Annotated in this window: 18 protein-coding genes; 7 read left to right on the top strand and 11 right to left on the bottom strand. The window is 44.0% G+C overall.

Annotated features, from left to right (window positions below; all coding sequences use genetic code 11):
* Positions 1 to 86: 86 nt before the first annotated feature.
* The 3 genes from flgK (at position 87) to OO774_RS11730 (ending at position 4,784) form a co-directional block, all read left to right on the top strand.
* The gene (gene flgK / locus OO774_RS11740) at positions 87 to 2,027 is read left to right on the top strand and encodes a flagellar hook-associated protein FlgK (RefSeq protein WP_264902780.1); all 1,941 of its coding nucleotides are present in this window, start codon (positions 87 to 89) and stop codon (positions 2,025 to 2,027) included.
* Between the two features lie 13 nt (positions 2,028 to 2,040).
* The gene (gene flgL, locus OO774_RS11735) at positions 2,041 to 3,234 is read left to right on the top strand and encodes a flagellar hook-associated protein FlgL (RefSeq protein ID WP_264902778.1); all 1,194 of its coding nucleotides are present in this window, start codon (positions 2,041 to 2,043) and stop codon (positions 3,232 to 3,234) included.
* A 395-nt stretch (positions 3,235 to 3,629) separates the two neighbouring features.
* Positions 3,630 to 4,784 carry a flagellin gene (locus OO774_RS11730; RefSeq protein WP_264902776.1) on the top strand — a complete coding sequence of 385 codons (1,155 nt, stop codon included), beginning with the start codon at positions 3,630 to 3,632 and terminating at the stop codon, positions 4,782 to 4,784.
* Between the two features lie 589 nt (positions 4,785 to 5,373).
* On the opposite strand, the gene crr is transcribed toward OO774_RS11730, so the two are convergent.
* The 5 genes from crr to cysZ form a co-directional block, all read right to left on the bottom strand.
* Positions 5,374 to 5,883 (bottom strand): PTS glucose transporter subunit IIA, encoded by a 510-nt coding sequence (crr, locus tag OO774_RS11725; protein WP_014231102.1) that lies wholly within the window; start codon positions 5,881 to 5,883, stop codon positions 5,374 to 5,376.
* A gap of 121 nt (positions 5,884 to 6,004) precedes the next feature.
* Entirely contained in the window at positions 6,005 to 7,729 is a 1,725-nt protein-coding gene (gene ptsI / locus OO774_RS11720) for a phosphoenolpyruvate-protein phosphotransferase PtsI (RefSeq protein ID WP_264902773.1), read from the bottom strand.
* 141 nt (positions 7,730 to 7,870) lie between these two features.
* The gene (locus tag OO774_RS11715) at positions 7,871 to 8,128 is read right to left on the bottom strand and encodes an HPr family phosphocarrier protein (RefSeq protein WP_005382043.1); all 258 of its coding nucleotides are present in this window, start codon (positions 8,126 to 8,128) and stop codon (positions 7,871 to 7,873) included.
* 297 nt (positions 8,129 to 8,425) lie between these two features.
* Positions 8,426 to 9,394 (bottom strand): cysteine synthase A, encoded by a 969-nt coding sequence (gene cysK, locus OO774_RS11710; protein ID WP_263838188.1) that lies wholly within the window; start codon positions 9,392 to 9,394, stop codon positions 8,426 to 8,428.
* A 164-nt stretch (positions 9,395 to 9,558) separates the two neighbouring features.
* A complete protein-coding gene (gene cysZ, locus OO774_RS11705) occupies positions 9,559 to 10,302 on the bottom strand; it encodes a sulfate transporter CysZ (RefSeq protein ID WP_264902755.1) in 744 nt (247 codons plus the stop codon).
* A 250-nt stretch (positions 10,303 to 10,552) separates the two neighbouring features.
* On the opposite strand from cysZ, the gene zipA reads away from it, so the two are divergent.
* From zipA to OO774_RS11685, 4 genes are all read left to right on the top strand, one after another.
* Entirely contained in the window at positions 10,553 to 11,491 is a 939-nt protein-coding gene (gene zipA, locus OO774_RS11700) for a cell division protein ZipA (protein WP_264902754.1), read from the top strand.
* 89 nt (positions 11,492 to 11,580) lie between these two features.
* Complete coding sequence (gene ligA / locus OO774_RS11695) at positions 11,581 to 13,593, top strand: NAD-dependent DNA ligase LigA (RefSeq protein ID WP_264902753.1); 2,013 nt, start codon at positions 11,581 to 11,583, stop codon at positions 13,591 to 13,593.
* A gap of 509 nt (positions 13,594 to 14,102) precedes the next feature.
* On the top strand, positions 14,103 to 15,500 hold the full coding sequence (locus tag OO774_RS11690; RefSeq protein WP_264902751.1) for an OprD family porin: 1,398 nt from the start codon (positions 14,103 to 14,105) through the stop codon (positions 15,498 to 15,500).
* A gap of 98 nt (positions 15,501 to 15,598) precedes the next feature.
* On the top strand, positions 15,599 to 15,961 hold the full coding sequence (locus tag OO774_RS11685; RefSeq protein WP_264902749.1) for a DUF2799 domain-containing protein: 363 nt from the start codon (positions 15,599 to 15,601) through the stop codon (positions 15,959 to 15,961).
* 109 nt (positions 15,962 to 16,070) lie between these two features.
* Here OO774_RS11685 and OO774_RS11680 read toward each other — a convergent pair whose 3' ends face one another.
* The 6 genes from OO774_RS11680 to OO774_RS11655 form a co-directional block, all read right to left on the bottom strand.
* On the bottom strand, positions 16,071 to 16,244 hold the full coding sequence (locus OO774_RS11680; RefSeq protein ID WP_264902747.1) for a hypothetical protein: 174 nt from the start codon (positions 16,242 to 16,244) through the stop codon (positions 16,071 to 16,073).
* 577 nt (positions 16,245 to 16,821) lie between these two features.
* On the bottom strand, positions 16,822 to 17,283 hold the full coding sequence (locus tag OO774_RS11675; RefSeq protein WP_264902745.1) for an NfeD family protein: 462 nt from the start codon (positions 17,281 to 17,283) through the stop codon (positions 16,822 to 16,824).
* Positions 17,284 to 17,292: 9 nt separating this feature from the next.
* Complete coding sequence (locus OO774_RS11670; protein WP_264902743.1) at positions 17,293 to 18,210, bottom strand: SPFH domain-containing protein; 918 nt, start codon at positions 18,208 to 18,210, stop codon at positions 17,293 to 17,295.
* Between the two features lie 156 nt (positions 18,211 to 18,366).
* Positions 18,367 to 19,221 carry a co-chaperone YbbN gene (locus OO774_RS11665; RefSeq protein ID WP_264902741.1) on the bottom strand — a complete coding sequence of 285 codons (855 nt, stop codon included), beginning with the start codon at positions 19,219 to 19,221 and terminating at the stop codon, positions 18,367 to 18,369.
* Positions 19,222 to 19,713: 492 nt separating this feature from the next.
* Positions 19,714 to 20,541 (bottom strand): SDR family oxidoreductase, encoded by an 828-nt coding sequence (locus tag OO774_RS11660; protein WP_264902740.1) that lies wholly within the window; start codon positions 20,539 to 20,541, stop codon positions 19,714 to 19,716.
* Between the two features lie 39 nt (positions 20,542 to 20,580).
* Positions 20,581 to 21,498: a TIGR01777 family oxidoreductase gene (locus tag OO774_RS11655; RefSeq protein WP_264902739.1), complete on the bottom strand. Its 918-nt coding sequence runs from the start codon at positions 21,496 to 21,498 to the stop codon at positions 20,581 to 20,583.
* Positions 21,499 to 21,746: the final 248 nt, after the last annotated feature.

Below are 21,746 nucleotides of genomic sequence, written 5' to 3'. Positions count from 1 at the left end.
TATTTATTTCATGCTTGGCATACCTTTTGCTTTTATTTGTGTAGGTGATCGGATTTTTACCGGTTTTTTCGTTTTTGGGGGCATGTATGGCGTCAGATCTTCTGAATGTAGGTACTCAAAGTGTGCTTACTGCTCAGAGACAATTAAATACCACTGGTCATAACATTTCTAATGCTAATACAGAAGGTTACAGCCGCCAGTCAGTGATTCAAGGCACGAATGATCCGCGCCAGTTTGGTGGTTCAACTTACGGTATGGGTGTGCATGTGGAAAATGTTCGCCGCTCTTGGGATCAGTTTGCCGTTAATGAACTCAACTTGGCATCGACCAACCATGCCAATAAAACCGATACCCAAGATAATCTCGACATGCTGTCAGGCATGCTGAGTTCGGTTGCCTCGACGAAAATTCCTGAAAACCTCAATGAATGGTTTGATGCAGTCAAAACCATGTCCGATACCCCAAATGATTTGGGCGCGCGCAAAGTGGTGCTTGAGAAGTCAAAAATCTTTTCTGACACATTGAACGATTTCCATGAAACGGTGCGATTACAATCTGATGTGACCAATAAAAAACTGGATATGGGGATTGATCGCATCAACCAGATCGCGCAAGAAATCCGTGATACTCACCGTTTAATGGGGCGTACTCCTGGGCCGCACAATGATCTGATGGACCAACATGAGAAGCTGATTAAGGAACTGTCAGAATACACCAAGGTAACGGTTACCCCGCGCAAAAATGCGGAAGGGTTTAACGTTCACATTGGCAATGGCCACACCTTAGTGTCTGGTACCGAAGCCAGTCAGTTGAAAATGATTGACGGCTATCCAGATGTTCTCCAGCGACGTTTAGCCATGGTAGAAGGGGATGGTATCAAGGCGATTCAATCGGATGATATCGACGGTAAAATTGGTGCTCTGCTCAATATGCGTGACCAGCACATACCACAGTTACTTGATGAGATGGGCAGATTGGCCACAGGGTTCTCATACAAAGTGAATCAGTTGCAATCCCAAGGTTTGGACCTAAACGGTAAAATCGGTAAAGAGGTATTTACTGATATCAATTCGGAACTCATTGCTCAGTCTCGCGTGTCTGCCGCGCCTGATTCTCAGGCAGAAGTGGCCGTTTATGTGGATGATATCTCAGCCCTCAAAGGTGGAGAGTACGTGCTGCGCTATGATGGCGATCAGTACAGCATCACGACCCCGAAAGACGAACAGGTCCAGTTGGATATCGACCAGACGGATTCTTCTTTCGTTTTGGATGGCATGAAAGTCCAAATTGGTGAAGGCCTTGCCGCTGGCGAACGAGTACTGTTACGTCCAACTCGTAGTGGTGCTGCCATCATAAAAATGGAAACCAACGACGCAAAATCTATTGCGGCGCAAAGCTATGAAGCGTCTACCACGTTTGCTCAAGGCAGTGCAAAGTTCAAAATTCGTGAAGCCGGTGATGTCAAAGAGTTTGAGGTGACGGTGCAGCCTGCGGATGAAAATCACGACAAATCGTGGCTAAAGATTACGGATAACAAAGGCAATTTGTTGTCCGACAAGTACGACTACCCGCTGGATAAAGATAATCCAGTCATTGAAATTTCAGTGCCGAAGAAACATCCCCTGTATAAGAATGGTGATGCGACGATTTTTGAACTCACAGAAGGCGCGCTGCTGAACGACAAATTTACCGCCAACCTGGTACCGTCGCCAGGAGGCAACGGTAACTTGAGAAAACTTCAGCAGTTACAGACCAACAAAATGATGGATGGCAATTCGAGCACTTTGATCGATGTTTACCACAACCTAAATACTGAAGTGGGGTTGAAATCGGCCACGGCTAACCGTTTAGCGTCTGTTGCTCAGCTGGAATATGAATCCGCACAAGAACGTGTGGCATCGATTTCCGGCGTCAATCTGGATGAAGAAGCCGCCAATATGATGAAATTTCAACAGGCTTATATGGCTTCGTCACGTGTCATGCAAGCGGCGAATGATACCTTCAACACCATTTTACAACTGAGGTAAGGAGGAGAAATAAGTGTTAACCCGAATTTCTAGTTTCCATAACTATCAGTCAGTACAAAATGACTTGCGCCGCCAGGAGAACAAGGTTTATCACAATCAGGAACAACTTGCATCGGGTAAGAAGTTACTGAAGCCAAGTGACGACCCTTTGGCTGCGCATTACGTTCAGAATATTGGTCAGCAACAACAACAATTACAGCAGTATTTAAGTTCGATTATTTTGGTACGTAACCGTTTAGAAAACCATGAAGTGAATATTGCTAACGCAGAAAGTTTCGCTGACGAATCAAAACGTCTCTCTATGGAAATGATTAACGGTGCACTTTCTGTCGAAGACCGACAGGCCAAAAAGCGTGAACTGGAAGAAATAGCCAATAACTTCCTTAGCTTAGTGAACACACAAGATGAGTCGGGAAATTATGTGTTTGCAGGAACCAAGTCGAAAAGCCAGCCTTTTTATCGAGACAAAGATGGCAGTGTGCAGTACGCCGGTGACGACTATCAGCGCAAGATGAAAGTCTCCAGCATGCTGGAGATGCCGATGAACGATCCGGGCAGCAAATTGTTTATGGACATCCCCAACCCGTTTGGTGATTACCAGCCAAATTATGAGTTACAGAACGGCTCAGAGCTGTTGTTAGGCAAAGCGACCAACGTTGACCCTGAAGATACGGCTTCCTACCGGGTGACGTTTGTCGATATGAATAACGGTAAGTTTGGCTTTCAGTTGGAGCGCAATGGCAGCTTAGTAAAGGCGGACGAATTCTCTCCAGAGAAAGGCATTGAGTACAAAGGGTTAAAAATGCAGGTAAAAGGGCAGATTACACCCGGCGACAGCATTGGTATTGAGAAGCGCGGGACTTTCAGTATTTTCGACACCTTTAAGCAAGCGATGTCATGGTCTGACGAATCGGTCTCGGATACATCTGCTACAGCAAAATTACACCAAATGACTGAAGAATTTCAGGCGGCGTTTATTCACCTCAACAAGGCGCGCACGGATGTTGGGGCAAGGCTAAGTACTCTGGATATTCAAGAGCAAAATCACGAAGACTTTAATCTGTCGCTGGCAAAGGCAAAGAGCAACTTCGAAGATTTGGATTACTCGAAAGCGGTTATTGAATTCAGCGAGAATTCACGAGCTCTACAAGCCTCGCAGCAAGCTTTTGGTAAAACCAAAGATCTGACGTTATTTAATTATATTTAGAGTCTATATACGCCGCTTCAACTGAACCGTTTGGTAGGGTTTTAATGCCTTATGTGCTACGCCTTAAGAGCGAAATATTACCAAGTAAGATTTAGGTGTTTGAGCGGCATATTGTTACCGAAGGCGGCAAAAGTCGGTACCTCGGATTTGGCCTTTGATGAACTGAGTTACAACTATACAAATGTAACTGTTTGTTTATCTTTGAATTGTAATGCCGTTTTTCTCGGGTTTATAAGTTGGCATACAAATTGTATTGAGATTGTCAGAGCGGATTTTTAAATTAAGAAAACGGCATTAAAGCAGATTTAGCGGGTAATATTTACGGTCAGTGCTTATCCAAATGAGAGTAAAGCTGACCGCTTCGCATAAGCTTGCGAACTCAAAAGGAGAGCAAAATGGCTGTCACAGTTAGTACTAACGTCTCCGCGATGACCGCGCAGCGTTATTTGAATAAAGCGACTGACGAGTTAAATACGTCGATGGAACGCTTGTCATCAGGTCATAAGATTAACAGCGCAAAAGACGATGCGGCAGGGTTACAGATCTCGAACCGTCTGACCGCACAGTCTCGTGGTCTTGATGTAGCGATGCGCAACGCAAACGATGGTATTTCGATCGCACAAACGGCGGAAGGTGCGATGAATGAAGCTAATTCGGTGATGCAGCGTATGCGTGACCTGGCGATTCAATCATCGAACGGTACTAACTCTCCGGCAGAGCGCGAAGCGATTAATCAAGAGTCTTCTGCTCTGATTGATGAACTAAACCGTATTGCAGAAACAACCTCATTCGGTGGTCGTCGTCTACTTAACGGCTCATTCGGTGAAGCGGCATTCCAGATCGGTGCTAGCTCTGGTGAAGCCATGATCATGGGCCTCACCAGTATCCGTGCTGACGATACACGTATGGGCGGTGTGACGTTCTTCTCTGAAGTCGGGAAAGGTAAAGACTGGAGTATCGATCCGACTAAAGCGGATCTCAATATTACCCTGCCTGGTATGGGCAAAGATGAGAATGGAGAGGTTGCTGATCTAGACATTAATATCACCGCTAAAGCAGGTGACGACATTGAAGAACTTGCAACGTACATTAACGGCCAGTCAGATATGATCAATGCGTCAGTGAGCGAAGATGGCAAGCTACAGATTTTTGTTGCTCATCCGAATGTTCAAGGTGACATTTCTATCTCGGGTGGATTAGCGTCTGAGCTGGGCTTGAGTAATACGCCTGTCAGGACATCAGTGCAAGACATTGATATGACGACGGTTGAGGGCTCTCAGAATGCCATCTCTGTACTGGACAGTGCACTGAAGTATGTCGATGCGCAACGTGCTGATTTAGGTGCGAAACAGAACCGCCTGAGCCACAGCATTAACAACCTGGCGAATATCCAGGAAAATGTCGAAGCTTCAAACAGCCGAATTAAAGATACAGATTTTGCGAAAGAAACCACGCAAATGACCAAAGCACAAATTTTGCAGCAGGCAGGAACATCGATTCTTGCTCAAGCGAAACAGTTGCCAAACTCTGCAATGTCACTATTGCAGTAGTTTTTATACCCAATCGACCTCGCTGAACCTAGCATCTCGAGGTCATTTGGGTATATAGCCTGTATTCAATGTATCCAGACGTGGATCCGAGTATGGGCTTTTGGCAAGCAACTTTATAACAGAATGAGCGGCTCTCTCATCTCTCACCTGCCAATCATTTTCAATGTAAAGTTGCACCCGGTATGCCGGAAATGTGTTCATTTCTCTTGATCTCCACATAGGCTCTGGCAACCAACCTAGCCCCAGTTCTCTCAAAGGAAAAGGGGCTTTTTCTCTCCCGCTATTCTAAGCCCAATCGAAATAAGTCCGAACTACTCTGTGGTTAATACCAATCCGGAAAATTAACTGGTCAGGGAACGGGGTTCGATAAACAAACTCGATTTGCCATTGATGGGTTGATGCGTGTTTGTGTTCGATGCCTGTTTTCTGGTTCTCTATAATTAAGTATGACCACTTTCTTACTTAGGTTGGTATAACCCCTAGTCAGGCGCGATATAAATGTGTTGCGTGATAGGTTTGACTTAAACTCCGGGCAATAAAAAACGCTGCCATTTGGCAGCGTTTATCCGTGTTTGAACTTAAGTAATAATTACTTAGTTACACGTAGAACTGGAGTTTCACCAACAGTTACAGAACCAGAAAGCTTGTTCAGCTCTTTGATTTCGTCCATGTTAGAGATAACAACTGGAGTTAGCGTTGATTTCGCTTTCTCTTCAAGAAGAGCTAGATCGAATTCAATGATAGTGTCGCCAGCTTTAACTGATTGACCTTCTTCAGCGATACGTGTGAAGCCTTCGCCTTTTAGTTCAACTGTATCGATACCGAAGTGAACGAAAAGCTCAACACCGTCGTCAGACTCGATAGAGAATGCGTGGTTAGTTTCGAAGATCTTACCGATAGTACCGTTTACAGGAGCTACCATTTTGTCGCCTGCTGGCTTGATAGCAATACCGTCACCAACGATTTTCTCAGCGAAAACAACATCTGGCACATCTTCAATGTTTACGATTTCACCAGATAGTGGTGCGATGATTTCGATTGCACCAGCGTCAGCGCTGTCATCAGATACAAGCTTCTTAAGTTTGTCAAACAGACCCATTGTGTCATGCTCCTAAGGTTTAGTTTTATTCTGTCGAATTATAGTATACCAATATAGCTCATTAGACGACTTTTTTCGCCGTCTAATGGCCATTAAGTATTGAATTACTTGGTACTACGTATTACTGAGCTTTCTCAGCAATGAACTTTTCAACGACTGCTTCAATCTCAGCAGCTGTTGGTAGAGAAAGTGCTTCTTCTGCCATTGCTTTCACTTCTGCGAAGTTAGAGTTACGGATAACTTTCTTCACTTTAGGGATTGAGATACCGCTCATAGAGAACTCATCCAGACCCATACCTAGAAGTAGCAGTGTTGCACGCTCATCACCTGCAAGCTCACCACACATACCAGTCCATTTACCTTCAGCGTGAGATGCATCAATAACTTGCTTGATCACAGTGAGTACCGCTGGAGATAGTGGGTTGTATAGGTGAGAAATCATCTCGTTACCACGGTCAACCGCTAGTGTGTACTGAGTCAGGTCGTTAGTACCGATAGAGAAGAATGACACTTCTTTCGCTAGATGGTGCGCGATTGCAGCCGCTGCAGGCGTCTCGACCATTACACCGATTTCGATGCTTTCGTCGAATGCATGGCCTTCAGCACGTAGCTCTGCTTTGTACTCTTCGATTGCTTTCTTAAGCTCACGGATTTCTTCAACAGAGATAATCATTGGGAACATGATACGTAGTTTGCCGTGTGCTGATGCACGTAGGATACCACGTAGCTGGTCACGAAGGATTTCACGACGATCCAAACTGATACGTACTGCACGCCAGCCTAGGAACGGGTTCATCTCTTGAGGTAGATCCATGTATGGTAGATCTTTGTCGCCGCCGATATCCATAGTACGGATGATCACAGCTTGACCGTTCATTGCTTCCGCAACTTCTTTGTACGCTTGGTACTGTTCGTCTTCAGTTGGTAGCGCAGTACGGTCCATAAATAGGAATTCTGTACGGTACAGACCAACGCCTTCACCGCCGTTACGCAGGATGCCGTCACAGTCTTTCACTGTACCGATGTTACCGCAAACTTCTACACGGTGACCGTCAGTCGTCTCTGCGTGTAGGTCTTTAAGTTTCGCTAGCTCTTCTTTTTCGGCTAGGAATGCCGCTTTCACTGCTTTCGCTTCTTCTAGCTCAGCTTCAGAAGGGTTCACAACGATCTTGTTGTTCATCGCGTCAAGAATCAGCATATCGCCGTTCTTCACTTGTTTAGTGATGTCGTTAGTACCAACGATAGCTGGAAGCTCAAGTGAGCGAGCCATGATAGAAGTGTGCGAAGTACGACCGCCGATATCACAAGCAAAACCAAGTACGTAGTCTAGGTTAATTTGCGCTGTTTCAGATGGAGTTAGGTCGTAAGCAACCAGGATAACTTCTTCGTTGATGTCGCTTAGCGAAACGATGTTGATGCCTAGTGCGTTCTTAACAAAACGAGAACCGATATCACGGATGTCAGTTGCACGTTCTTTCAGGTATTCATCGTCTAGAGACTCAAGAGCACATGCTTGCTCTTCGATAACCGTGTGGATAGCGTTATCTGCAGTCAGCTTGTCGTTTTTGATCAGTGCTAGGATTTCTTCTTCTAGCTCTTCGTCTTCAAGAAGCATAATGTGACCTTCAAAGATCGCTTCTTTTTCTTCACCAAACGTTTCAAGCGCTTTTTGCTTGATTGTTTCTAGTTGAGCGGAAGATTTATCACGAGCGTCAAAGAAACGCTGAACTTCAGCTTCTACTTGATCATCAGAAATAGTGTTTGTGTTTAGGACAATTTCATCTTCTTGAAGTAGTAGTGCTTTACCGATTGCAATACCAGGAGATGCTAGGATGCCTGAAATCATAGCCTTACCTTAAGTTTGGTCAACTTTATAAAACGGGAGAATAATGGGTGCGCTAACGAATAGTTTTAGCTTAGTTTAGAGCCTATTTCCAACAAAGCCATTTTGTTTTCACAAAATGGCTTTTGGAGTAGGAGACACCGATTAGTGTAGTTGGTCCATCAGAGCAACTAGGTGATCAACTGCTTGTTGAGCTTGTGGGCCTTCAGCAGAGATAGTTACTTGAGTACCTTTTACTAGGCCTAGTGTTTGTAGTTTGAATAGGCTCTTAGCGCTAGCGCTTTTACCGTTAGAAGTCACAGTGATGTCTGCATCGAATGCTTTCGCTTCTTTAACAAACTGTGCAGCTGGACGAGTGTGAAGACCGTTTTCTGCTGTGATTTCTACTTGCTTCTCGTACATGTGATATACCCCAATAAATGTATTTTTTTGTTAGTAGTGACTAGATTGAGCTTAACTGCTTTATACCTTGTGCGCTAGCACGGGAGAGTTCAAAGCGCGTTAGTTCTGATACTAGTCAAAAGATTTGCGATTGCGCAACTGTTTGCGTGCGTAATCACTTTGAAACCTTTTTGTGTTCTGCTTCTTTATTTTGAAGCTAGAAATAAAACGCCCTGATATTACCAAAGGTGGGGCAGGGATCAACAAAAAAGCCCCTGAACGGGGCTTTTTTAGACGAAAAATTGATTTGAACACATATTACTGTTGGTTCTCTTTTTCCGTAAAGATGCCAGCAAATAGTGCTGTACTTAGGTAACGTTCACCAGAGCTTGGTAGAATTGTTACGATGGTTTTTCCTTCAAATTCAGGAAGTTCTGCAATGCGGTTCGCTGCTACTACTGCCGCACCAGAAGAGATACCAGCAAGGATACCTTCCTCTTCCATTAGACGGCGAGCCATCTCAATCGCTTCTTCAGAAGTCACTGGCTCAACGCGGTCTAAAAGTTCTAAATCTAGGTTACCTGGGATGAAACCTGCACCGATACCTTGAATTTTATGTGGTGCTGGTTGGATTTCTTCGCCTGCTAGCGCTTGTGCAATCACTGGTGATTCTGCAGGTTCTACCGCAACAGAAGTAATCGCTTTGCCTTTTTCGCCTTTGATGTAACGGCTTGTACCTGTAATCGTACCGCCAGTACCAACACCAGCTACAAGCACATCGATTTCACCGTCAGTTGCTTCCCAGATTTCTGGGCCAGTCGTCTTCTCGTGAATCTCTGGGTTCGCTGGGTTGTTGAACTGTTGAAGAAGTAGGTACTTGTCTGGGTTGCTAGCAACGATTTCTTCTGCTTTAGCAATCGCACCTTTCATGCCTTTAGCGGCCTCAGTCAGTTCCAGGTTTGCACCTAGAGCTTTAAGAAGCTTACGACGTTCAAGGCTCATAGACTCTGGCATAGTCAAAGTCAGTTTGTAACCGCGAGCGGCTGCTACGAATGCTAAAGCGATACCTGTGTTACCACTGGTCGGTTCTACTAGTTCAACGCCTGGCTTAAGTTTGCCTGACTTCTCCGCATCCCAAATCATGTTCGCACCGATACGGCACTTAACGCTGAAGCTTGGGTTACGCGCTTCGATTTTTGCTAGAACGTTACCTTTGCTCACTTTGTTTAAGCGAACTAGGGGAGTGTTACCGATAGTAAGAGAGTTATCTTCGTAGATCTTGCTCATAGTCATGTTCCTTCATTACACGTTTTGTGAATATAGTTAGAAGAATATTCGGTCTAAAAAAAAGGGAAAAGGATTAAAAAGTTATATCTTATTAGGTTGTCCAGATTTCAGCTAGGTAATCGGGAAAAGCAAATGCAATTCCCGTGCTTCAGGAAACGAAGGTATTATCTCTGGTGTTTGAATTCACTGACCCACATTGCCGTTGCACCACATATTGCAACGGGCATTACGATAAGATTCAAAATTGGAATCGTGGTAAATACGGATACCAGAACGCCAAATCCATAGGCTTTACCTTGTTTTTGTTTCAATTTGTAACGCATGTCGTTAAAAGGGATTTTGTGGTTATCAAATGGGTAATCACAGTATTGGATAGCCAACATCCAGGCGGTAAATATAAACCAAAGGAAGGGACCTAGCGTTTGTCCTAGCGCCGGAATAAGTAGCAGCAGAAATAAGCCAATCGCTTTAGGTAGCGTATAAAGCAACTTACGCCATTCTCGACCCAAGACTCGAGGGACATCTTTTATCACAGCGGCGAAACCGTCATCATTGACTTTTTGTCCGGTTAAGTATTCTTCTACTTTCTCAGACAGAAGTCCGTTGAATGGTGCGGCAATAAAGTTTGCTAAGGTGCTAAAGAAATAGGAGAACGTGGCAAGTATGGTCAACGCGAGTATGGGCCATAGTATATAGGTGAGCCAGGATAGAAACTCTGGCAGTTGCCCAATCCAACCCTCAATCCATACATTAAGGTGAGAGAACAGATAAAAAATGGCACCACCGACGAGAAGAACGTTCGCTAATAGTGGTAATACGACAAAGCGTCTGATCTTCGGAGAAAGTGCTAGCTTTATTCCATACAGGAAATAACCGAATCCGGTTTTTGGCTGGTTGTTTAGCGTCATATCCATTTCGTTTTGAGTGAAAGAAAACTCATTGTACCTGTCGCTCCTTTTCTTTCAATGCCTCAGTAAAAGGCTTCTCGTAAAGTGGAATCGTGGCAAGAATCACAACAAAAAAGTGAACTTCTTGCATTAAGTTGTTCTAAACCTCCATATACTTTTGGTAAAGTAAACATATCATTCAGAATAATTACACTTGGGTTGCTGCTCAAGGAACTGCGAGTAGTACAAACAAGTATATTGAGAGTAAATAATGCAGGAATTGCGATTCGTACTCATTGTTGTTGGCGTTTTAGCCATTGCGGCATTACTGTTTCATGGTCTATGGAGCAGTAAGAAAGAAGGCAAAGCGAAATTTGGTAACAAGCCTCTGGGTAAATTAGAGGTTGACCAAGGGGATGCAGACTCAGCAGAGCAAGAGCGAAACTTCGGCGCTGCTCCTGAGGACGATTTTGAAATTATTCGTAAAGAACGCAAAGAGCCAGACTTTGGTATGGACAACGCGTTTGATTCGAAGTTTGAGGCGGATCCTCTGCTGGGTGGTATTCCGGAAGACAAGCCATTTAAGGAAGATCCAGAAGAGGTTCCTCCATTTATTGCACAGAAGAGTCATGATGACGACGTTGTCATAGAAGAACCTGTGATGCAAGAGGCTGCGCCTGCTCAGCCTGTGGTTGAGGAAGTCGCACCTTCCGCGTTTGATACAGCAGTGCCAGAAGCTGAGCAACCAGCAGTCGTGGCTCAAACGCCAGAAGAATCTAAGCCTGAACCAGAAATGCAGGTGCTTGTTCTCAATGTGCATTGTGCCGGGGAAGAGCCTTTCGTTGGTACAGAACTGTTTGATAGCATGCAACAAAATGGGCTTATTTACGGTGAGATGAATATCTTCCATCGCCATGTTGATCTGTCGGGTAACGGAAAAGTGTTATTTAGCGTGGCGAATATGATGCATCCAGGAACACTAGAGCACGGAGACCCAGCCGAGTTTTCGACCAAAGGTATTTCATTCTTTATGACACTACCTTGCTATGGTGAAGCCGAACAAAACTTCAACCTGATGCTGCGTACCGCGCAACAGATTGCTGACGACATGGGAGGGAATGTTCTGGATGAGCAAAGAAACTTGATGACACCTGACCGATTAGCGGGTTATCGACGTCAAATAGTTGAGTTTAAGACGGCGAACGCATAACCTTGTCACCAAATTATAAAAGGGCTCCGGTTGGAGCCCTTTTTCTTCGATTCCCAACCTCACCGATTGACAATACACGGGGCTTTAATATGTCTGAATCCGTACTTCAACGACTAGAAGAATTAAAAGAGTCGTTGCATTACCACGCCGTTCGTTACTATGTGGAAGATAACCCAGAGATTCCTGATGCTGAATATGATCGACTTATGCGTGAATTGCTGGATATTGAAGCCCAACACCCGGATTTAGTTACTGTTGATTCTCCTAGCCAACGTGTTGGTGGAGCCCCTTTATCTGAATTTAGTCAAGTTACCCACGAAGTTCCGATGCTGTCATTAGACAATGCCTTTGACGACAGTGAGCTCGACAGTTTCCACAAACGAGCACAAGACAGGGTTGGTAATCAAAGTGTTAAGCAATACTGTTGTGAGCCAAAACTGGATGGCTTAGCAGTAAGCCTGTTGTACGAAAACGGTGTACTTGTTCAGGCCGCGACGCGCGGTGACGGTACAACGGGTGAAAACATTACTGAAAATGTGCGTACCATCAAAGCTATCCCTCTGAAATTAAGAGGTGATGATTGGCCTGAGCGTCTTGAAGTGCGTGGTGAAGTTTTCATGCCTAAAGCGGGTTTTGAAAAACTCAACGAACTAGCACGCCAAAAGGGAGACAAAGTTTTTGTTAACCCTCGCAATGCCGCAGCTGGTAGTTTACGTCAGTTAGATTCACGTGTTACTGCTTCGCGTCCGCTGAGTTTCTATGCCTACAGTGTGGGCGTTGTTCAGGGCGCGGAATTAGCGTCGAGTCATTATGAGCGTTTTCTGCAAATTAAGTCATGGGGACTGCCAATGTGTCCTGAGACTAAGCGTGTAGATAGCCTGACGGATGTCAAAGCGTACTACCAAGATATTTTACAACGACGTGATGCATTGCCCTATGAGATTGATGGTGTCGTAATAAAAATCGACGATATCGCGATTCAGGAAAGGTTGGGATTCGTTGCTCGTGCTCCGCGCTGGGCTATTGCCTATAAGTTCCCGGCGCAAGAAGAGATAACCACGCTGAATGATGTGGAGTTTCAGGTAGGGCGTACTGGTGCGATTACGCCAGTAGCAAAATTAGAACCTATTTTTGTCGGTGGCGTGACGGTCAGTAATGCGACCCTGCATAACGCAGATGAAATTGAACGTCTGCAAGTGAAAATCGGTGACCAAGTCGTGATTCGCCGTGCTGGTGACGTTATTCCCCAAGTTGTCTCAGTGATTCGCGAACGTCGTCCAGAAGACGCGCGAGATATTGTTTTTCCTTCTTCATGTCCAGTGTGTGGCTCACATGTGGAGCGCATCGAAGGAGAAGCGGTAACGCGCTGTACTGGTGGTTTGGTTTGCCAAGCACAGCGCAAACAAGCTCTAAAGCACTTTGTGTCACGTAAAGCGTTAGATGTCGACGGTCTGGGCGATAAAGTAATTGAACAATTGGTGGATCGAGAGATGGTCGAAACCCCAGCCGATTTGTTTAAGTTATCTGCGGGCATTTTGACAGTATTGGAACGTATGGGACCAAAGTCAGCGCAGAACATTGTGAACGCGTTAGACAAGTCGAAGTTAACCACATTACCTCGCTTTTTATATTCATTAGGCATTCGAGAAGTCGGTGAAGCGACAGCCGCTAACTTAGCACAGCATTTCAAAACGCTAGAAGCTATTCAGGTTGCAACAGAAGAGCAGTTGATTGAAGTGCAGGATATCGGCGTCATTGTTGCTAAGCATATCACTACCTTCTTTGGTGAAGAGCAAAACCAAGCGGTAGTGAAAGACTTACTAGAACAAGGCATTCACTGGCCAGAAATTAGTGCTCCTGAGCAAGGTGTTGAACTGCCATTAGAAGGCAAGACGGTGGTATTAACCGGGACACTTTCTCAGCTAGGTCGTACTGAAGCGAAAGAAGCACTGCAAGCGATGGGGGCGAAAGTTACCGGTAGTGTTTCGAAGAAAACCGATATTTTATTTGCCGGTGAAAATGCGGGTTCTAAATTGGCAAAAGCTCAAGACTTGGGAATTGAAATTAAAACCGAACAAGACTTACTCGACTTAATGAATTAAGTTAAGCCAAAATATAAAGACCTTTCTAATAAGCCCCAGTAGCTAAGCTTCTGGGGCTTTTTCATTCCTTGTATTAAGTTCTCATATTTCTGCTTTATTAGTGATTTAATCTTTTCAGTGATCAAGATCTCCCCTTAGCGGATTGAAATTGTTTTGTTTCATACTCTGCGAGGCACTTCATGTTGAATTTTGTAATTGTATTTATGTCATTGATTTATAGGGTTATTTTTATTTATTGATGTAAGGGTTGTAAAAGTAAGATCTGGATCAACAACTTATATGGAACTTTGTTGTCGCTCATATTTTTTTAGAAAAAAAATAAGTTCCATTTGGATGTTTTTAGTCGCGAAGTTAGTCTTAATAACGTGTTATACACGGTGTGTATGCAGGAACTAAAAAAGCCCAGTTAGCAATAATGAAGCTTTAGCACGAAATTACTTCTCTCCTTCGGCGGCCAACTAAAGGTGAGATAGAGAAAACAGCTATATCTATTTTTCAGGAGTTTATCCATGGACAAATTTTTTAAAGTATCTGCTCTTACTGCAGCAATGATGGGGGCGGTAGTTGCTGCTCCTGCAATGGCTGAAGATCCAGTCGGCCCAGAGTACGCGGGTGCAGTTTCAGAGTTTTTCTCTGAGTCTACTATCAGCGGTAACGTTAACTTCTTCATGCGTGCACGTGACCGTGCGGGTATGGATGCAAACGGAAATGATACTTCTAAAGTTACTAACCTAGACCACGGCTCAATTTTTGCCAACCTCGGCTTCCACTCTGGCTACGTGGCTGACACCATCGGTTTCGATACAGTAATTTACTCTACATTCGACATGTGGGCTGGTGAAGATACAGGTGGTTCATTTGAACACGAAATGAACTTCTTTGACTGTGATTCTCCTTACGGTGCTGGCGACTCATGTGATTCATACAAAACTGACAACGGTGTATCTTTCGCGTCAGCGGCACTGAAATTCAAGTTCGGTGAAAACTTTAACGCTAAATTAGGTTATTTCCAACCATCTGTTCCTAGCACGCTCGGTGTGAACTGGTCATTTGCTCCAGGTACATACCGTGGTGGTCAAATTGGCGCGAACTTTGGCAAACTTGCTTTAGGCTTTGTTTACGCAGATGAATACAAGGCTCCATGGTTCAAAGAAACTTACGAGTTCAACGAAGGTACGTTCTGGGGTGGTGCAGGTAAAGACGTAGGCGATGCTTACTCATTCGGTGCTCGTTACGCGCTAGACAACGGCATCTCTTTTGACGCAGGTTACGGTGCCCTGACTGATGGTGACCGTAAGAACTTCCATTTCAAAGTGAAAGGTACAACAGACGGTGGTCTATACTGGTCTCCGCAATTGTACGTAGTTGATGATGACAACCAATACGACAGCACTGCATTCCAGGTAGCGCTTATAACGTCTAAATCAATGGGTCAATACAGCTTCCGTGCTGACGCAACATACACATCAGCAGACTCTGATGACAAGCGTGGTCAAGTAGGTAACATGGCTTACCGTCTGACTGAGCAATACGGTGGTTCAAACGGTTCATACGACGTTTGGTGGAACAACCGTTCTGACTTTAACCACGATGGGGAATACGCATTCTTCCTATCTGCTTCTCGTGACTTTGCAGACATCGGTGGTAACGGGTTTAGCGCTGGTCTAAGCGGTGCATATGGTGCAGGTGCTAAAGCATCAGGTTACGATGAGTTAGTAGAGTACGCATACAGCTTCTTCGCAAACTACGCAATTCAAGGCGGCGCGCTTAAAGATGCTAACATCAGCTTCTACTACACTAACTTCTACAATGATTCAGATGCGCCAGACTGGGGCCCATACTCAAATGCATTTAACGATGAGACAGACTTTAAACTAATTCTAACTATGCCATTCGGCGTAAAATAATTAGTGAATAAAGGGAAAGCTGGGCAATCGCCCAGCTTTTTTTGATCTTAGCTATTGGTTTTTTACCATACATCTTCACTATGTAATTAGGTGGTTTTATGAAGAAAGTTCTTTTAGTTTCAGTCGTATTTCTTAATCTACAAGCATGCAGCAGCAATCCTAAAACTGTCGAAGAATACTGGTATGGTCAAGGTGAGCGATTTGGTGCTAATGGATACTCGTATGAGAACGAAATTTTAACTACGCTCAAAGAGTCGGTCACTTTTGACCAACAGTCGTATAAGAACGGCTATGAAGCTGGTAAAGCGGAGTATTGCGACCCGTTTCGAGCTTTCGACAAGGGGATAAAAGGTATTCGTTATAATGGACAGTGCAGCGGTCAGCCTGAAGAAGTCATGATTAAAGCTGAGTGGCAGAGGGGCTGGGATGCTTTTATTGGTTCTGACTTTTACAAGTTCTAAGTCACCGCTAGCAACAAGCAGTAAGCGTATTTTTGGTATTGATTACGAAGTTTACCTAAGTGGATTCGTTACCTCAGATAAACTTCGTACAACCAATTAATATTCAGCGTTATTTATATACTCCACCATACATTTTGCACAATTCTCGAGGTAGTTGCTTAACTGTACCGTCGCTAAAAGTGCAGTCTACACCCGCACCAAATACATGTCCGGCATTTTGAGCTAACGAAATAGGAGAAGAAAATACCAAGCAAGTAAAAACTAAAGTAATAATACGTTTCATGGTAAACCTCATACTTATTAATGAGTATAGAGTCGTCTCTATATTATTAATTTATAACCAGATTAATTTTTAAAAGGTGACTAATCTAATATGCTTTCGCTAGGATATTAAGTATTCGCACTCCACTATAAGCATACAGTTGCTATAATGGTGTATACAGGCAATTAAGTGGTGATGTTGCCACCACAGTTAACACAAAATTATACCGGCGAGTGGTAATCATCGCTAAGCTAAAACAATATCGTCTTTCATAGTACATCTTCTACTTACCTAAAATATAAGCATCAAACTACAATGCTTATTCATTAAGTATGTATCCAGACTAATAAAGATCAAAAATTTATTTATGATAAGTTAATTTTTTAATTTTAAATTAGAGTAAATATAGTTACGAAATAATTTAATATCTATTTGATTCTATAACATAGGGTAATGTTATTTACTAATTTATAGATAGGATAATAATAGTAACCTTTGACTTAATTTTTATTGGGAATTAAATTAAGGTAATGAAATAAAAGAAGTAGTGAGAAAAGATAATAATGGAGCCATGTAAGCTCCATTACTTTGACATAAATTAATCATCAACAGGTTCTATTACTAAAATAATACCCTTTACCGCAACGATTTTGACTCTAGTGCCTGCAGGAAGGGGGTGGTCACTTTGGGCAGACCAAGTGGTATCGGCAACATGGATTCTATTCAATCCAACGGAGAAGTCTTCGTCTATGGTAAGAGTTTGTCCAATCAGTTGCTTGTACTTCTGGTTAAGATCTCTGGACTGATCATCTTGTTTGTCTTTTTTCCACTGACGTCGCCACCACAACCAAGTGGTGACAAGACTGAACGTGGCAAAAGACAACCACTGTAGCTGCCAGCTAATCGGCATCAGAGACAATAAAATACCAACCAACAGTGCAGACAGACCAAGCCACAGAAAATAACCCGCTGTTCCGAGTAATTCTATAGCAAGTAGACCAAACCCCAGCGCGAGCCAGTGCCAGAAGGTGATCCCATCAAGTAAGCTTATAAAATCCATAGGCAGGTCTTATTCTTTGTTTTGTTGTTTAAACATTTCAGCAATGCCCGCAACGGATCCCATTAGCCCCGTTGCTTCCAGAGGTAGCATGATGATCTTACCGTTTTCAGCTTGGCCAATGCTCTTAATTGCATCGGTATAGCCCTGAGCGATAAAGTAATTAACAGCTTGCATGTCACCTTTTGCTATTGCTTCAGAAACCATGTAAGTCGCTTTGGCTTCCGCCTGTGCTGCGCGCTCACGAGCTTCTGCATGAAGAATAGCAGACTGTTTTTCACCTTCTGCTTTCAATATTTGTGACTGCTTGTGACCTTCTGCTTTTAAGATCTCGGCTTGACGCACGCCCTCTGCTTCAAGGATTTCCGCACGTTTGTTCCGTTCGGCTTTCATTTGTGCATTCATCGCGGCAGTCAGGTCGGCTGGTGGTTGTACATCCTTAATCTCAATACGCGTCACTTTTACTCCCCAAGGGTTAGTGGCTTGGTCAACAATGGATAGGAGTTTTGAGTTGATCATATCGCGCTGGCTGAGCATTTCATCGAGTTCCATTGAACCCAATACGGTACGAATGTTGGTGAGTGTTAGGTTTCTAATCGCATGTTCCAGGTCGTTAACTTCATAGGCGGCTTTTGCTGCCTCAACGACTTGTACGAAACAGACGGCATCAATTGTCACATTGGCGTTATCTTTACTGATGACCTCTTGCGCGGGGATATCTAATACTCGCTCCATCATATTAATTTTATGACCTACACGGTCAATGAAAGGGATAATTAAATTTAGCCCGGGTTTGAGTGTGTGGGTATAGCGACCAAACCTCTCTACAGTCCAGTTGTTCCCTTGAGGAACGGTTTTTATGGCGGATGAAAGAAGAATGATGGCAAGGACAACAAAAATACCGATAGTAATCAATGAATCAATTGGCATGGAATATTCCCTTAAGTGCATAAAATCTGGTTCATTTTTACGCATTTATCCCGATTAAACAATTGAATATATGAGAAAGGAAGACTTAGTTTGATGTCAGGCAAAAATAAAGGCCGGAAAACACCGACCTTATTTGAAATCTCTATTTTGACTGACTTAGTACAAGATAGAGTAAAGTTGGCGGCGGTACTTACCCGCTAAAGCATTACCCTGACCTAATGCGCTTAGAATATCCATAAAGGTTTTCTTCACTTCACCATCCTGAGCACCTAAGTTCACTTTTAGAATGTTCCAAAGCAGTTCTAACGCTTCTTCATCACGGCCAACTTGGTTGTACTGAACCGCTAACTCACAGGCCAGCTCAAGATTGTCGGTATTTGCCGCATACTCTTGCTCCATACGCTGAAGTTCAGGACTGTCAGCTGCCTGAAGGTGTAGTTCAAGTTTGGCTATTAAGCCTTTGTAGTAGTTATCCTGATACTCAAGGGGGATGGAGGTTAATAGCTCTTGAGCAACATCAAACTGTTTGGTTTCCAGCAAGCAGTCTGCTGTTGCCAATTTGACATCGCCACGTGATTGTAGCTCTGTAGGAAGCGTGTGAATGATGCTTAGAGCCTCTGCGTGCTGACCTTGTTGTAATAGTTCAGTAACTTGTTTCAGTAGTTGCTCATCAGGGCTTGGCAGGTGTTTTTGTAGCATGGCTGCGATGGCGTCTATCGGTTGAGGGCCACCTAATCCATCTACAGCTTGACCATTAATAAACAATGCAATCGTCGGAAGGACCTGAACGCCAAACTGAGACGCTAAGGCTGGTTGGTCTTCACAGTTAAGCAAAGCAAGGGTAAAAGCACCATTGTACTGTTGAGCCAACGTTTGTAATTCAGGCAATATTTGTGCGCTTTCTGGCTGAGCATTAGCCCAAAAATGGATCAGTACGGGCGTGTTCATTGATCCTTCAAGCGTTTCGCGAAAGTTCTGTTCTGTGATCTCAACGATAAATGGGGATTGCATCAGAGTATCCTTGCTTTGTTTCTTGTCGTTGCTTGTAGATATGGAGTTGATTTAGCGGAAAATCAAGCGGTATCACCAAATAACCTCGAGATGTTTGGATTGCTCAGATTTGAATTAATAGAAAGGAGAAACGCTGCCGAAGCAGCGTTGTCCTAATAGCAAGCGAACTGAAATTGGCGAGTCTTGCACGCTGATTATGATTTTTATCGTGCAAGGTGTGGTATCAGAATAGGATGAACAAAGTCACTACTACACCCACACTAAGCCAGTTAAGCTGATTTAATGTCATTATTGTCTCGCATCGGAACAAAAAATTGCTACAAAACAGAACGGGTGGCGATACCAAATCTAATCAAACCTATAACTAAAAATTACAATCATTTTGAGTAAGGTTTGCCTAGATGTTGATTCGAACAGGTGAGGTTTTTTTAACCTACATGCTCATAATGACATCACATTGTTACGATGAAATTACACGACGACAAAAGAAATTTATGCTGCTTGTCGCAAAATTTTATCGAGCAGCCGTGTTGGTAATATCCTTTTTAACACGGCGAATATCTTGGTTGGTGTGGTAATACGGTAACGGATTTTCGGTGAATCGCTAGTGAGCGCGTGCAGAACAGGGGCGACACACGCCTCTGCTGGCAGGGCAAATTTGTTGTTTGATTTGTCGTTGTCTAAGCGTTGTTTCTGGCCTTCATAAGCGATGCGGTGTGGGCTGGACTCCACGTCAATCCATTTTTCAAATGCTTTAAGCGCATTGTGCCTAAACTGAGTTTCGATAGGGCCGGGCTCGATAATTGCTACTTTGATATTGGTGTCGGCCAGTTCAAGTCTTAACGTATCGGTCCATCCTTCCAGAGCAAACTTCGAAGCATTATAGGCACCACGATATTTCATTGCAGCAAAGCCAAGTACCGAGCTGTTTTGAATGATGCGGCCTTCGCCATGGGAGCGCATGTTAGGAAGAATCTCTTGTACCAGTTGATGCCAGCCAAAAAAGTTGGTCTGGAACTGCGCTTTGAGCGCTTCGGTTGGCAGGTCTTCCAAGGCGCCAGGCTGGCCGTATGCGCCGTTGTTAAACAAAGCGTACAGTTTCCCCTGAGCTAAACTTATCGCCTGCTCTGCACCTTGCGTGATGCTGATGGGGTCATTGAGGTCGAGTTGTATGCTGGTTAAGCCCTCGGCCTGCAGTCGCTGGACATCGTCAGGGTTTCTGCACGAGGCAATAACATTAAAGCCTTGTGCTTTCAGGGCATGAGCGCACACATAACCAATACCGGTTGAGCAACCAGTGATAAGAATCGACTTGTACATAAATTAAGCTCAGAATAAACGTATATTAACGTTTATCATTCAACAGCTTCGCTCATGAAGCAAGTGCTTAAGTGCTGGTTCGATTCTTGAGTAGCTGAACTGGAAATCCAATTCTGTGAGTTTTTTCGGTTTGGCTCTGATACTGTCGAACAACAGACAAGCTGATTCTCCCATCAGCAACTCCATGACCCATTGGGGCGTGAATAGAATATGGGGTCGTTTAAGCGTTTTCGCTAACGTCGCGCTGAAAATGCGATTGCTTACTGGATGCGGGGCACACATGTTAAACGCACCATGGGCATGAGGGGTGTTAAGTAAGTACATGATGGCACGCACCATGTCTAGGATATGAATCCAGGGCAGGTATTGGTTACCGTTTCCAAGTGGTCCACCCAAACCTAGTTTGTAGGGGAGTAACATTTTTGCCAAAGCGCCACCGTTGGCACCGAGAACAACGCCAGTCCGCAATAAACACACTCGTGTATCCTCGGATTCTGCTCGCTTGGCAATCTGTTCCCATTTATCGCAAACAAGGTGCGGAAACGCTTCACTGTTAACATGCAGGCATTCGTCGAACGGATGATCTTGTTGATCACCATAGTAGCCGACAGCCGAGCCACTGATGAACACTGATGGTGGTTTTGTACTTGCGTGGATAAGTTCGACAATTTGTTCGGTTATTTTCCAGCGGCTTTTACAAATTTTATCTTTCTGCTTGTTTGTCCAGCGCTTATCGGCGATTGGCTCTCCCGCGAGGTTGATGACCGCATCAATGTGGTTGAGATCCGCAAGTTGGTCAATAGAGTCAATATACTCAATATTACCTACATCAGCATGTTGTAGGTGCTGTCTCGCTTTTTCTGGTGAACGAGTTAACAGCACCACATGATGAGTGGTGAGTAGCTTAAGTAACTCTGAGCCAATAAACCCTGTTCCGCCGGTGAGCAGTATCTTCATGGCGTCTCATTGAATGATAAAAACATGACAACATTATAGTCATTTTTGTTTGTGGCTTGATCATATTCTCCGGGGTATTAATGGTGAAACACCACTCATTGGTAAAACTTTTGCTCCGAACCGACTTCACATATTGAAAAATTGTAACTAATTGTTATTGATGACATTGGTTTCTTCACATTTGCATCAAGAAATTTATGCCAGACTGATACAAGTTGGTTAAATCATTTCAATTAGTTATCTCTAGG

It is taken from the genome of Vibrio sp. STUT-A11, assembly GCF_026000435.1.
Classification (GTDB): Bacteria; Pseudomonadota; Gammaproteobacteria; order Enterobacterales; family Vibrionaceae; genus Vibrio.
The sequence above is the reverse complement of the archived record's forward strand: the minus strand, read 5'-3'. Positions and strand labels throughout refer to the sequence as shown.